The organism is Curtobacterium sp. PhB190 (genome assembly GCF_004365385.1).
GTDB lineage: Bacteria > Actinomycetota > Actinomycetes > Actinomycetales > Microbacteriaceae > Curtobacterium.
In genome coordinates, this window is sequence record NZ_SODN01000001.1 from 1 (window position 1) to 13,420 (window position 13,420).

Sequence of the window (13,420 nt, forward strand, 5' to 3'; positions counted from 1 at the left end):
GCAGCCCAGAACCGTCGCTTGTCCTCACGCGTGTGCCAACGACCCACACCAACACCTCACCACTCAAGGTGTTGCAACCACCCCTTGAACCCAAGGGCGGACATCTGTCGCTTTCGCGGGAGGGTCGGCGCCCGTCAGCGCGGAAGTGTCGCTTCCGCGGCACTGACCGCGGTGCCGGCATCCGCGGGGATCGCGGCAGCGGCGCCAGCAGCCCCCGCCCCCGCCCCCGCCCCCGGCATCGCGAAGAACGCCAGCTCCCACTCGGTCGAGCGGCGGAACGCGCGCGCCATCCGCCCCCGCTCGGACGGGGTCGCGGCCGCCGCCATCTCCTCGACCAGACGGGTCGCCTCGGCACTCGACGCCGCGAAGCCCGGGTCGCCGTACGCCGTGATCCAGTCCGCGAACGCGTGCCCGTCCGGCGCCGCGCCGAGCTGCGCCCCCACCCACGCGTAGACCCGGAAGCAGGGGAGCACTGCCGCGGCGAGCACGGCCGCCGACCCGGAGTCCGCTGCCTCCTGCAGGTGTGCGAGGTACCCGGCGCACGTCGGGTGGACGGGGTCGTCGGCGTGGGTGCCGGCGAGGCGTCGGTGGTGCAGGTCGCGGGCCTCGGCAGCGCAGCCCTCGGACGCCGCAGTCCAGAAGGCGGCAGCCGCAGGACCACGACCAGCGCCGGCAGCCGCAGCGCCGGCAGCCGCAGCCGCAGCGCCGGCAGCCGCAGCGCCAGCAGCGCTCGCCGCCAACGCCGCCAGGTGCTGCTCGTAGGCCCGCAGGTAGTGCACGTCCTGCGCGAGGTACCCGGCGAACACGTCCGCGTCGAGCGTCCCGTCGCGCAGCCCGACCAGGAACCCGCACTCGATCGTGGCCTGCAGCACCGAGCCGACGTCGGACCACCACACCTCGGTGAAGGGGACCACGGGCAGCAACGCGCGGACCACGGCGCCGTGGTCGATGGGTCCGTTGCCGGACCCGACCTCCAGGGCATCGGCTCCCCGCAGGGCTGCCGTCAGCCAGGGCTTCGCCACCCCGACCGCGAGTTCCCAGTCCCCGTGCCGGGCAGCGAGCGTCGCGATGGCGCTCGACAGGGAGCACCCGGTGCCGTGCGTGTTGGCCGTCGCGACGCGGGGAGCGGTGAACCGTCGAACGGACCCCGACGGCGACACGAGCACGTCGTCGGAGGTCGGCCCCTCGTCGTGCCCGCCCTTCGCCAGCACGAGCACGTCCCACGTCGACGCCACGAGCCGCGCAGCGTCGAGCGTCGACAACGACGCAGGCGCCGCACCAGCCGCAGAACCAGCGTCACCAGCACGAGCACCACCAGCCCCAGCCCCGGCCAGCTCCGCCAACACCTGCAACTCGGCCCGGTTCGGCGTCACCAGGTCAGCCAGCCCGAACAGCGCCCCCATCGCCGCGGCGGCGTCCTCGTCGAGCAACCGGTCACCACTCGTCGCCACCATCACCGGGTCCACGACGACCACGGGCGGCCGGTGCTCCCGCAACCAGTCCGTCACGACCCGGACGACGGGTGCTGTGCCGAGCATCCCGATCTTCACGGCGTCGATCGTGACGTCGTCCGACACCGCGTCGAGCTGCTCCCGCAGGAACGCGACGTCCGGCACGTGCACCGACCGCACCCCGTGCGTGTTCTGCGCGACGAGGGCGGTGACCACGCCCATGCCGTAGCCGTCGTGCGCGGCGATCGCCTTGAGGTCGGCCTGCAGTCCGGCGCCGCCCGTCGGGTCGGTCCCGGCGATGGCCAGGACGCGCGGGACGCTCACGACCAGGCCCCGGCCGGGAGGCCCGGATCACCCTGACCGGGTCCCCTCGCCTCCGCCCCGTGGCCGGTTCCAGGTCCCCACGCGGCCACGTACGCCGCCGCGGCGGATCCGGGGTCGGCCGCGGCGCAGATGCCCGAGACGATCGCGACTCCCGCGGCACCGGCATCCCGGAGCGGCACGACGTCGTCGAGGGTCACCCCGCCGATCGCCACGCACGGCACGTCGGTCGCGGCGGCCAGCCGGGCGAACCCGTCGTGGCCGAGGGCCGGCGGGTGGTCCGCCTTCGTCGCCGTGGGGTGCACGACCCCGACGCCGAGCAGGTCCACGGTGCCGCGGGGCAGGCGGGCGACGACAGCCAGGTGCTCCGGGGTGTTCGCGGTCAACCCGACGTGTGCGTCCGGCCCGAGCAGGGCACGAGCAGCGGTCACGGGGACGTCCGACTGGCCGAGGTGCACCCCCGCGACCCGGTGTCCCGCGTGCCGAGCGGCGAGGGCGACGTCGAGCCGGTCGTCGACCACCACGGCGGCGCGGTCGCCCACGGCATCGGCCACGGCAGCGGTCAGTGCCAGGAGGTCCCGTGCCGAGGCGTCCTTGTCCCGCACCTGCACGATCCGGACCCCGGCGTGCACCGCGGCGCGGACCACCCCGAGCACACCGACACCGTGCCGGTCGGCCAGGGCACCGTCGGTGACCAGGTACACGCCGAAGTCCTCCGGCAGCCCGCTCATGCCGGCACCACCAGGGACGCAGGCTCGACCTCGACCGTGATCCGGGCCTCGCGGACGACGTCCTCGGGGGAGAGTGACGCCAACCGGTCCAGGAACAGCGGCTGGAAGGTGCCGGGGCCGCCGGCCTCGCGGGCGGCGAGCTCCGCGGCGATCGTGTGCACCGCGGTCGCCGCGACGGCGGCCGCACCGGCGTCGTCGGGCGCGACCGACGTGAACGCGGCGACGACCGCACCGAGGGCGCACCCGCCCCCGGTGATCCGCGTCAACAGCTCGGTGCCGTTCGCGACCCGGACCACACCGGTGCCCGGAGCGACCAGCAGGTCGACGGGACCCGACACGGCCACCGCGGCCACGAGCCTCCCGGCCGCCTGACCGGACACGGCGTCGACCGCAGCCGCACGGGCGTCCTCGGTGCCCACCGTGCTGTCGACACCGCGGCCACCGGCCGACGTGCCGAGCAGGGCGAGGACCTCGGACGCGTTGCCGCGCAGCACCGTCGGGTGCAGCGCCAGCAGGTCGCGGGCCAGGGCGGTGCGCACCGGTAGCGAGCCGACCGCGACGGGGTCGAGCACCCAGGGGGTACCGGTGTCGCGGGCGGCGTGCGCGGCCTCGAGCGCCGCGACCCGGGGTTCGGCGTGCGGGGTGCCGGTGTTCACCAGCAGGGCGTCGGCGACCCGGGCGAACGGTCCTGCCTCGGTCGCCACGTCGACCATCGCGGGCGAGGCCCCGAGGGCGAGCAGCACGTTCGCGGTGACGTTCTGCACCACGGTGTTCGTGATGCACTGCACCAACGGACTCCGGGCCCGGACGGCCTCGAGCAGTTCGGCGGTTCGGTGGGCCCAGGCAGGGGAGGGCGCAGCGGTTTCCATGGACGATCCCTTCGCGAGTACGAGCTCGAGCAGGTTCGACGGGTGTGATCTCAGCCGCTGGTTGCGGCACCCCGTGTCTCGATCGACACCGTACACGAGCAGCTGCGCCGGGCCACGGCTCGTCGTCTCCGGCGTCGTCGTCTCCGGCCCCGTCGTCTCCGGTCACATGCCCTGCACCGTGTGACAGGGTTGGTGTGTGCCTGACTCCACCCCTCCCGGACCGCCACCGGGCCCCCGCGACCCCGGCGATGCCTGGGCGGTCGGTCCCGACGGCACCAAGGCCTGGGGACTCTTCGGCGCCGCAGGCCTGCTCGTCGACGACGGCGCCGGACGCGTGCTCCTGCAGCACCGCGTCGAGTGGAGCCACCACGGCGGCACGTGGGGCATCCCCGGGGGCGCACGCCACCAGGGCGAGGAGGCCGTCACCGGCGCGCTCCGCGAGTCCGCCGAGGAAGCCGGTGTGCCCCACGACGGCGTCGACCTCCGCCACACGGCACTCCTCGACCTGGGGTTCTGGACCTACACGACCGTGGTGGGGCGTGCCGCTCGGCCGTTCGAACCGGTGATCGCGGACCGCGAGAGCCTCGCCCTGTCCTGGATCCCCGTCGACGAGGTCGACGACCTGCCCCTGCACCCCGGGTTCGGGAGGTCGTGGCCGGCGCTCCGCGCGTCCCTCACCACCACCCCGCACGTCGTGGTCGACGCGGCGAACGTCGTCGGCAGCGTGCCCGACGGCTGGTGGAAGGACCGGGCGGGAGCCGCTGCACGCCTGCTGTCGTCGGTGACGGCGCTCGCCGAGTCCGGGGTGACCGCCGACGTGCTGGCGCTGCCGTTCGCTCGCTGGTGGCCGCGGTGGACCGTGGTGCTCGAGGGCGAGGCCCGCGAAGCCCGGGGTGCCTCCGGGTCGTCGGACGGCGCACTGCACGGCGCACTGCCCCGTGCACTGCCCCGTGCACTCGACGTCGTCGCAGCGCCGGGTTCGGGGGACGACGCCATCGTGGACGCCGCTCGTGCCGCGGTCGAGGCCGGCGACGGTCCCGTCGTGGTCGTCACGGCTGATCGCGAGCTCCGTGCCCGCGTCGAGGCGCTCGGTGCCGTGGTGCACGGGCCGTCTTGGCTGCGCGACCAGTTCTAGCGGCGGTACGCCGTCGGCGCACGGTGCGAGGTCGCACGGCGCACGGCGCGCGGCGTCCGGCGCACGGTGCATGGCGTCCGGCGCACGGTGCGAGGTCGTTCGTTCGGTGCTGGCTTGATCGCTCCGTGCGCCGCATCAACCTCGCACCGAGCGGCCTGTGTCGCACGGACTGACGCACCGCGCACGGTGCGGCACGCCCCCGCGCCCCCGCGCCCCCGCGCCCCCGCGCCCCCGCGCCCCCGCGCCCCTACGCCCCTACGCCGTCGGCAGGTACCGCCGCGACGACACGAGCACCGCGCCCCACGACACGACACCGAGCCCCACGATCACCCAGAGGACCACCGGCAGCGCCACGACGTTCGCGATCGCCGCGATCACGGCCGGCGCCAGGAACCCCGCGTACGCCGCCGCGTAGAACACCCCGGTCAGTCCGGCCAGGTCGCGGGACCCGGCGATCCGCTGCACCTCGAGCAGTGACGACACCAGGGCGAGCCCGATCCCGACGCCGATGACGACGTTCGCGACGAGTCCGACCACGACGGACTGCAGCTCGATCGCGACGACGACCACGGCGATGCCGGCCGTCATGCACGCGAGGGCCGTCGTGAGCCCGCGGGCCGAGGTCAGCGAGTGCACGCGCCGCGCGAGGGGTTGGACCGCACTGGACACCCCGAGGGCGACGACGGTCGCGGCGGTGGCGAACAGCAGGCCCCACGCGCCGGTGGCTCCGGTGAGCCGGGTCGGCAGGTAGCCGTACCCGATCGCCGCCGAGCCGAAGATCCACGGTGCGGTGACGAGCACCACGCGGGTGAACCGTCGGTGCCCGGCGCTCGGTACCCGCAGCTGGCGCCACCACGGACCGGGGACCCCGCCGGAGCGGTTGGTCTCGGGGGTGCGCCAGACGACGACGGCGAAGGGCAGGGCGACGACGATGTGGACCAGGAAGGGCAGCACCTCGGGGATCGGGCCCCACTGTGCGATGAGTCCGGCCACCAGGGCGCCGGAGGCCGAACCGAGCGTGAACGCCAGCGAGGCCCGGCGGGCACCGGACCCGGCGTCGGCGGCGGGGTCGAAGCGTCCCTGTGACAGCTCCTTGACCCAGCTGTTGCCGACGGCCATCGCGATGCCGACGGTGATGCCGGAGAACAGCCGTCCGGCCGCCAGGAACCCGGGGCCGAGCGGTCCGAGCGCGAGCAGTCCGCTGCCGACGACGGCGGACACGATGGCGGCGAGCATGAGGGGCTTGCGGCCGTGCCGGTCGGACAGCGACCCGGCGACGAGCAGCGCCGGCGCGAGCCCGAGCACGTAGACGCCCAGGAAGACGTTGACGACGACCGACGAGTAGTGCTCGCGGCCCTCGTACATGAGCAGCAGGGGCGAGAACTGGTTGCCGCCCCACGAGCAGACGAACACCGCGCCCCACACCGCGACCCAGGGCATCACGCGCGCCGAGGGGACGGACAGCGAGCCGGTGGTGGGGATGCTCCCCGTCGCGCTCACAGGGCACCCCGGTGCGAGGCGACGTGGGCGTGCAGGACCTCGGCGTAGCGGGCCGCGTCGCCTGCTGCCAGGGCTGCCGCGAGGGCTCGGTGGTCGTCGAGCGAGGCCTGCAGCTGCGACGGCTGCACCCGCATCAGCTGGTGTCGGAGCCGGTTCTGCCGGTCACGGAGCGTCTGCGCGAAGCGCACCGCGATCGCGTTCCGCGACGCGCCGATCACCGCACCGTGGAACGCCGCGTCGACCTCGATGAACCGGTCGACGTCGCCCGTCGCGACCGCCTGCTCCTGCTCCGCCAGCATGGCCTGGAGGCCCGGGGTGACGTCCGCCACGCGGCCGTCGGTCACGACTCGGGTCGCCGCCGTGGCCTCGATCGCCTCGCGCATCTCCAGTACGTCCGCCGCCTCGTTCGGGGACATCGGGCGCACCACCGCACCCTTGCGGGACTCCAGGGTGAGCAGGTCCTCGGCGGCCAGGCGCAGGAAGGCCTCGTGCACGGGGGTGCGGGACACCCCGATCTCCTGGCACAGGGCGTTCTCGCTGATCGCGGTCCCACCCGGGAGGTCGCCGCGGATGATCGCCCGCTTGACGTGGTCGTACGCGCGGTCGGATGCGGCCTGGGTCGTCGTGTGCTGCTCCACGGTGAACGATCGTACGCCCTTGCATGCAACGCTGCATGCCGTCACGTGACGTGTTGTTCACACCACCGGGTCACACGCGGCGGCACACGTCGATACGCTGGCCGGACGTCAACGGAGACGCACACACAGGAGGTTCCCCATGGAGCGGATCACCAGGGCCGACGACCGAGTCCACCGCCCGGCCGGACCGTGGACACCGACCGTCCACCGGCTGCTCGCACACCTGCACGAACAGGGGTTCGTCGCGGCACCGGAACCGATCGAGCACGGCGACACCCTCGAGACGGTGTCGTTCGTCCCCGGGGTCGCGGGGGAGTACCCGTGGACCGAGGACGTCGCGAGCGAAGCCGCCCTCGTCACGAGCGCACGACTGCTCCGGCACTTCCACGACGCCGCGACCACGTTCCCGCGTGACGGGGCGCGCGACTGCTGGTCACAGGCCGAACGCACCCCCGTCGAGACGATCGTGCACGGCGACTTCGCCCCCTACAACTGCGTCTACGACGGCATCCAGGCCGTGGGGCTCATCGACTTCGACACCGCACACCCCGGCCCCCGGGTCTGGGACGTCGCGAGTGCCGTGTACCGGTTCGCCCCGTTCACCACCGGCGCCGTCGAGGGCATGACCGCCCCGGACCTCGACGACCGGCTCGCCCGCGCAGCGGAGTTCTGCCGCGCCTACGACCTCGACGACCGCTCCCGCAGCGTCCTCGCCGAGACGATGGCCGCGTCCCTCGTCGCGATGGTCACCACCATGGAGACCGAGGCCGCCGCCGGCAACCCGAAGTTCGTCAGCGACCTGGCGCACGGGCACGCCGACCTGTACCGGGCCGACGTCGCCTACATCGAGCAGCACGCCGACGCCATCGCCGCCGCCGTCGCGTGACCCCGACCCCTGCGCAGCTCCGCACGCTGCGGCTCGCCGCGCAGGGGATCGCCGTCCCCGGCCTCAGTCCCACCGCGGCCGTCGAACGGATGACCGCCGTGCAGGGGCAGGACCTCGGCCAGGTCCTCTGGGCCATCGGGGTCCGCACACCCGGGGCCACCCGTGACGACGTCCGAGCCGCCTTCGACCGCGGCGAACTCGTCCGCTCCTGGCCGATGCGGGGCACCCTGCATGCCATGCGCCCCGACGACCTCCGGCTCCTGCTCTCCCTGACCGCCGAACGGACCCTGCGCAGCATCGCCCGACGCGCCACCGAACTCGGCATCGACCAACCCCTGCTCGACCGAGCACGGGACACCACCGTCGCCGCACTGTCCGGCGGCCGCGCCCTCGTCCGCGACGAGCTCTTCGACGAGTACCGCGCCGCCGGCATCGACCCCACCGCCGGCCGCGGCTACCACCTGCTGCTGCAGCTCTCGCAAGAAGGACTCGTCGCCTGGGGGCCTACCGCCCGCGTCGGCCAAGGACTCGTGCTCCTCGACGAGTGGGCACCGGCGCTCGCCGAGCTCCCCGACCGCGACGAAGCACTCCGCCGGGTCCTGCTCGGGTACCTGCGCGGCCGAGGCCCCGCCACCGAGGCCGACGCCGCCAGCTGGACGAAGCTCCCGCTCGGCGACCTCCGCCGAGCCCGAGCCGCCGCCGGCGACACCGTCGAGGACCTCGGCGACGGACTCCTCGCGCTCGCCGACCGACCCACCACCGGCGGCACACCCACCGGCCACCTGCTGCCCGGGTTCGACGAGTACCTGCTCGGGTACGCCGACCGCTCCGCCCAGCTCGACCCCGCACACGCCGACCGAGTCGTCCCGGGCGCCAACGGCATGTTCCTGCCCATGGCCGTCGTCCGCGGGCGGGTCGTCGGCACCTGGAAGCGGACCGATCGCGCCAGCGGGGTGGCCGTCACCGTCACACCCTTCGCGGCACTCGATGTCGCCTCGGTGCGCGCGCTCGAGGCGGCCGCCGCCCGGTACGCGCGGTTCCTCGACGCGCCCGTCGCGTTCGGGGTGGTGGAGGCGACCAGCGGCTGACCGCAGCCGGCGGGGTCGACTCCATCCGTTCCTCCAGGCCGTCCCCAGCAACCACGCGGCGGACTCGTACCCTGCCTCGGGTAATGTCGCAGGGCCATGACCGACAGCCCGGCCGACGCCACCCCGTACGAAGTCCTCGGCGTCCCCGCGACCGCCGACGACGACGCGCTCCGCCGCGCCTACCGGCGCGCCGCCCGCGAATCCCACCCCGACCTCGGCGGCGACGCCCAGCACTTCCGCCGCGTCCAGCTCGCCTGGGAACGCATCGGCACGCCCGCAGCACGCCGCGCCTACGACGCGGGCTCCCGCGGATCGTTCAGCAGCAGCGGCGCCGGTCCGTTCAGCACGTCCGGTGCGTCCGGTTCGTCGACCGGGAGGCCCGACACCGGTCGCGACGCCTACGCACCCCCGTCAGCCCGTCGCGACACCCGCCCCCGCGCCCGGTCCCACGGCCACCCCGGCGGACGCTCCCGCGAGGTCTTCCTGCAGGCAGAACGCGAATGGGTCGGACTCGGCGACCCCATCGAGGACCCCTACGACCCCACCCTCATCCGCTCGGCGCCCCGACACATCCGACGGCTGCTCGGCGAAGCGCTCGCCGAAGAGGCCACCGCCTCGATCGTCTCGGACATGGGCATCGGCGTCACCGTCTGGCACGACCTCGACGCCGGAGCCGAGGGCAAGCTCGACCACGCCGTCCTGACCCCGAGCGGGCTCTGGGCCGTCGAGTCGATCGACTGGGGAGCACCCGTCCGGATCGAGCACGGCGACATCGTCGGGGAGACCCTGGCGCCCGGCGAGCGTCCGGTGAAGGAACTCGTCCGCGCCGCCCGCGCCGTGCAGAAGCAGACCCGGGTGCGGTTCACCGGCCGGCTGCTCGTCGTGCCGGACTCCGCGGTCGAGGTCGACGTGCAGCTCGTCGGCTCCCCGAAGAAGCCGACCGCCCTGGTCGTCCGCCGCAGTGCGCTCGGGCAGGTGCTGAACGGCGTGTGGTCCCCGCCCGGATCGGTCGACGTGTTCGAGATCCGCGACCGACTGCAGCAGACCGTCCGCTTCGTCTAGTGACGGGCGTCAGTAGCCGCGGAGCTTCTCGAGGTCGCGGCGCTCCCGCTTGCTCGGACGCCCGGCACCGCGGTCGCGCATCGGCACGAACCCCGCCTCTTCCTTGGACAGCCGCGGCGGGGTCTTGTCCTCGAAGTGCTTCGCGGCCTCGGGGGCGCTCGTCCGCTTCAGGATGATGCCCGTGACGACGACGATCCGGTCGAAGCCGTTCTGCCGCACCCGGACCTCGTCGCCGGGGCCGATCGGCTGCGCGGGCTTCGCGCGCTCCCCGTTCACCCGGACGTGCCCGGCCTTGCACGCGGCGGTCGCAGCGGAGCGGGTCTTGGTGATCCGCACCGCCCAGATCCAGCTGTCCACGCGAGCCTTGGCCATCCCCTCACTCTAGGCGGCCCCTACGCTGGGCGGGTGAGCACCGGGGAACAGGCAGCGATCGCGCGGGCCCGTGCGCTCGGCGTGCTGCACGATGCCGTGATCGGGGACCGGCTCGTGGTCCGGGCGCACCACGGCGACGGCGCACAGGACGCCCTCGGGGACCTCGTCGCCCGCACCCCCGACACCGTGACGATCGCCACCCGCCGCGGCCCGGTCGACGTCCGGCTCGACGACGTCGTCGCCGCGAAGCCCGTCCCACCGCCCCCACCCCCGCGCGCGCCCCGCCGCTGACGCGCGCGAGTGGCGGCTCGGTGCGAGGTTGTCCGCCCGGTGCGAGGTTGTTGCGCGGCACGGAGTGGTCAACTTCGCACCACGCGCAGCGCACGCCACGCGCAGCGCCCCCGCCGCTGACGCGCGCGCACGGCGAGCCGCACCCCTCCGCAGCCCGCACCCGACGTAGCCTCGTGCCATGGCAGTCCCCGTCCCGCTCGGCACCGAGGACCGCACCGCCCGCCTCACCCTCCGCCGCCCCGACCAGTGGCGCCGCGAGGACTCTGCCCAGGCGGACCTGCGCGTCACCGGCGACGACATCGTCCTCACCGTCCGATCCCGACCCAGCGACCGCGCGATCGGCGACGAGAACACGGGGCTCCTCGCGAGACTGCCCGGTTCCGTCGAAGGGCTGCTGCTCGTCGGGTGCGACACCTGGACCGCCGCCGGGGCTCCCGCGCGCCTGGTCGAGTACGTCCGTCCCGACGAACACGGCGACGTCGCGGGCGCGCACCTGCTGTTCGTCACCGGGCGGCACCGCGTCGACCTGACGATCGAACGCCCCCTGGCACGCCTGCTCGAGACCGACGAGCTCGTGTTCGCGGTCCTCGAGAGCGTCCGCGCCACCGAGCCGTCCCCGGTCCGCCCCGAGCGCGACCTCGAGCCGCTACCCACCCCGGCGCCCGGCCCGCAGCTCGACGGCCCCCGCCTGAGCGCCGACGCCGTCGGCACGCTCAAGAGCCTCGCCGGACGCCGGTGGAACCCGACGCTCCTCCGCACCGCGGCGGGCCGCGAACTCATCGAAGCGGGCCTCGTCGGCCGACTCGGCACGCTGCCGGAGTCGACGCAGACCCTGCTCGAACCGTGGCAGGGCGATGCCCAGCCGGTCACGCTGGAACAGCACCTGCCAGACGGTGGCGAGTCGCGCCTCCAGGCCTGGTCGCAGACCGTCGTGGACGGGACCGCCGAGGCGGGCGCAGTGGTCGCGTCCGTCACGCCGGATCGCGCGGTCGCGCTGACGGCCGGGAGGCTCGGCATCGGCCCGACGTGGACCTTCCCGTTCCGCACGGGGTCGCTCCCAGGGCACCTGCTCGGCCGCCGGCTGGCCGGCGGCTCCGACGCACCGGACCTGCCGGAGGCCCTCGTCGAGGCGGACCCGCGGCTCGCGCGCTTCTGGGCGGCGCCGTGGACGGTGTCGTACCTGCGTCGACCGGGCAAGCCGAAGCCGGTGACGATCGTTCGCGCCGAGGGGATCGGCTTCGCCCGTGTGGGCAAGACGGAAGCCGGGGAGACCGTCTTCCAGACGGACTCCCCGGCCAACGTGTACCGGTCGGTGGTGCGGGCGCTGCTCGGCTGAGCCGGCGCCCGCTCGCGCTTCTGCTTCTGCTTCTGCTTCTGCTTACGCGGCCGGGCCGGCGGTCAGGGTGACGGTGACGGTCTTGGCGGCGCCGGTGCTGTCGGTGTAGCCGACCACGACCTTGTCGCCGACGGAGTGCGACTGCACGGCCGCGGTGAGCTCGTCCGAGGTCGTGACCGTCTTGCCGCCGAGGCTCGTGATCGTGTCGCCCTCGGCCAGGCCGGCGCTCGCGGCACCGGAACCCTCGACCGTGCCGGCGACGGCGACGCCGCCCGTGGTGCTCGCGGTGCTGCTGACCTGGACCCCGAGGAACGCGGGCAGGCCGATGGTGATCGTGCTCGAGGACTCCCCGGCCAGGATCTTCTCGGCGATCGCCTTCGCGGTGGTGATCGGGATGGCGTAGCCGGTGACGTCCGCGGTGCCCGAGGACGCTGCGGTCGCCATGCCGACGACCTCGCCCTCGCTGTCGACGACGGGGCCGCCGGAGTCGCCGGAGACGATGTTCGCCGCGATCTCGATCAGACCGGACAGCGACTCGGTCCCGGTGCCGGACTCGCTCTGCACCTGGATGTCTTGGTCGGTGGCCGTGACGGTGCCCTCGGCGGCGACGAGGTTGCCCGTGCCCTCGGCGTTGCCGACGTCGGTGACGGTGTCGCCGGTGCTCGGCTCGCCGTCGTCGTCGAGCGTGACGGTGGACAGGCCGGAGGCATCCTCGAGCTTCAGCACGGCGACGTCGTTCGTGGCGTCGGTGCCGACCACGTCCGCCTTGTACTCCTTGCCGGTGGTCTCGTCGGTGACGGTGATGCTCGTGGCGCCCTGGATGACGTGGTTGTTCGTCAGGACCGTGCCGTTCGAGCTGAGGATCATGCCGGTGCCGGCCGCCTGCGAGGACTCGTCGTAGTTCAGGACGGTGTTGATCGTCACGACGCCCTTCTTCTGGGCGGCGGTCGCTGCGGTGGCGGCGGACTCGGTGCTCGTGCCGGTGCTGCCGTCGGTGCCGTTGCCGGTGGTGCCGCTGCCGTCGGTCCCGTTGCCGGTGCCGCTGCCGGTGCCGCTGCCGTCTCCGGGGACGGTGAAGCCGTTCGTGCCGTCGCTGCTGCCCGTGCCGCTGCCGGTGTCGGGCCGCGTCGTGGTGCCCTGCGACTGGCTCGACGTCGTGGTCGTGCTCTGCGAGGACAGGCCGAGGGCCGTGCCGCCGGCGGCGCCGACGATCGCGAGGGCCGCGATGCCGGAGCCGATCATCAGCCCGAGGCGACGCGGGCGCTTCGTGCCCGCTCCCGGGTGGTTCGCCGTCGCCGCGGTGTGCGCCCAGGCGTGGTGGGTGCCGGTGAGCGCCGGGCTGCCGATCAGGTACGGGCCGCGGCCGTCGGGGGAGTACGCGTAGGGGCCGGAGCCGTCCGGGCCGTACAGGTACGGGCCGGAGCCGTCGAAGGCGTAGGCCGGACGGAGGGTGGCGGGGTCGGCGTGGGGTGCCTCCCAGCTCATCCCGTACGCCTGCTGCTGCCGCTGCTGCTGCGTGCCGTCGGTCCGGGCGGTGCCCTGCTCGTCGTGCTCGCGGTCGGCGTCGGCGGCGGGGTTCGGGGTCTCGTTCATCGGTGCTCTCCGGTCGTCCCTCGACGACCCGGGCGGGTGTCGATGGAGACCAGTACAGGCGGCGATCCAATGACGAGCCTATGAACGGACCCAGCGACTGCTCCGGGCTTGCTCGGGGGACGCCGAGTGGGGTTCGAGCGTTAGGGT

13 protein-coding genes and 1 riboswitch are annotated in these 13,420 nt (G+C 74.2%); of the genes, 6 read left to right on the top strand and 7 right to left on the bottom strand.

The window, feature by feature from the left end:
- Positions 1–134 precede the first annotated feature (134 nt).
- The 3 genes from thiD to thiM all read right to left on the bottom strand — a co-directional run bounded on the left by thiD (position 135) and on the right by thiM (position 3,372).
- Entirely contained in the window at positions 135–1,775 is a 1,641-nt protein-coding gene (thiD, locus tag EDF47_RS00005) for a bifunctional hydroxymethylpyrimidine kinase/phosphomethylpyrimidine kinase (protein ID WP_243833977.1), read from the bottom strand.
- Positions 1,772–2,503 carry a thiamine phosphate synthase gene (thiE, locus tag EDF47_RS00010; RefSeq protein WP_133938181.1) on the bottom strand — a complete coding sequence of 244 codons (732 nt, stop codon included), beginning with the start codon at positions 2,501–2,503 and terminating at the stop codon, positions 1,772–1,774. The genes thiD and thiE overlap by 4 nt, the downstream gene beginning before the upstream one ends.
- Positions 2,500–3,372 (bottom strand): hydroxyethylthiazole kinase, encoded by an 873-nt coding sequence (thiM, locus tag EDF47_RS00015; RefSeq protein ID WP_208320982.1) that lies wholly within the window; start codon positions 3,370–3,372, stop codon positions 2,500–2,502. Before thiM ends, thiE begins: the two co-directional genes overlap by 4 nt.
- A riboswitch (TPP riboswitch) is annotated at positions 3,361–3,456 on the bottom strand. It overlaps the preceding gene by 12 nt.
- A 112-nt stretch (positions 3,457–3,568) precedes the next feature.
- Between thiM and EDF47_RS00020 the strand changes: the two genes are divergently transcribed.
- Positions 3,569–4,507, top strand: coding sequence for an NUDIX hydrolase (locus EDF47_RS00020; protein ID WP_131846273.1), 939 nt, complete (start codon positions 3,569–3,571; stop codon positions 4,505–4,507).
- 255 nt (positions 4,508–4,762) lie between these two features.
- Here EDF47_RS00020 and EDF47_RS00025 read toward each other — a convergent pair whose 3' ends face one another.
- Both EDF47_RS00025 and EDF47_RS00030 read right to left on the bottom strand, forming a co-directional pair.
- Positions 4,763–6,007 carry an MFS transporter gene (locus EDF47_RS00025; protein ID WP_207896187.1) on the bottom strand — a complete coding sequence of 415 codons (1,245 nt, stop codon included), beginning with the start codon at positions 6,005–6,007 and terminating at the stop codon, positions 4,763–4,765.
- The gene (locus EDF47_RS00030; RefSeq protein WP_133938183.1) at positions 6,004–6,645 is read right to left on the bottom strand and encodes a GntR family transcriptional regulator; all 642 of its coding nucleotides are present in this window, start codon (positions 6,643–6,645) and stop codon (positions 6,004–6,006) included. The genes EDF47_RS00025 and EDF47_RS00030 overlap by 4 nt, the downstream gene beginning before the upstream one ends.
- A 139-nt stretch (positions 6,646–6,784) precedes the next feature.
- Here EDF47_RS00030 and EDF47_RS00035 point away from each other — a divergent pair, with 139 nt between their 5' ends.
- The 3 genes from EDF47_RS00035 (at position 6,785) to EDF47_RS00045 (ending at position 9,681) form a co-directional block, all read left to right on the top strand.
- Entirely contained in the window at positions 6,785–7,531 is a 747-nt protein-coding gene (locus tag EDF47_RS00035) for an aminoglycoside phosphotransferase family protein (protein WP_123292443.1), read from the top strand.
- Entirely contained in the window at positions 7,528–8,619 is a 1,092-nt protein-coding gene (locus EDF47_RS00040; protein ID WP_133938185.1) for a winged helix DNA-binding domain-containing protein, read from the top strand. The genes EDF47_RS00035 and EDF47_RS00040 overlap by 4 nt, the downstream gene beginning before the upstream one ends.
- Before the next feature lie 96 nt (positions 8,620–8,715).
- The gene (locus tag EDF47_RS00045) at positions 8,716–9,681 is read left to right on the top strand and encodes a DnaJ domain-containing protein (RefSeq protein WP_131879013.1); all 966 of its coding nucleotides are present in this window, start codon (positions 8,716–8,718) and stop codon (positions 9,679–9,681) included.
- A gap of 9 nt (positions 9,682–9,690) precedes the next feature.
- Here the strand turns inward: EDF47_RS00045 and EDF47_RS00050 are convergent, their stop codons facing one another.
- Positions 9,691–10,053 (bottom strand): RNA-binding S4 domain-containing protein, encoded by a 363-nt coding sequence (locus EDF47_RS00050; RefSeq protein WP_123292446.1) that lies wholly within the window; start codon positions 10,051–10,053, stop codon positions 9,691–9,693.
- Between the two features lie 33 nt (positions 10,054–10,086).
- On the opposite strand from EDF47_RS00050, the gene EDF47_RS00055 reads away from it, so the two are divergent.
- Both EDF47_RS00055 and EDF47_RS00060 read left to right on the top strand, forming a co-directional pair.
- On the top strand, positions 10,087–10,344 hold the full coding sequence (locus EDF47_RS00055; protein WP_181437685.1) for a hypothetical protein: 258 nt from the start codon (positions 10,087–10,089) through the stop codon (positions 10,342–10,344).
- Between the two features lie 178 nt (positions 10,345–10,522).
- Complete coding sequence (locus tag EDF47_RS00060; RefSeq protein WP_133938187.1) at positions 10,523–11,680, top strand: hypothetical protein; 1,158 nt, start codon at positions 10,523–10,525, stop codon at positions 11,678–11,680.
- Positions 11,681–11,722: 42 nt separating this feature from the next.
- On the opposite strand, the gene EDF47_RS00065 is transcribed toward EDF47_RS00060, so the two are convergent.
- A complete protein-coding gene (locus tag EDF47_RS00065) occupies positions 11,723–13,273 on the bottom strand; it encodes a trypsin-like peptidase domain-containing protein (RefSeq protein WP_243833978.1) in 1,551 nt (516 codons plus the stop codon).
- Positions 13,274–13,420: the final 147 nt, after the last annotated feature.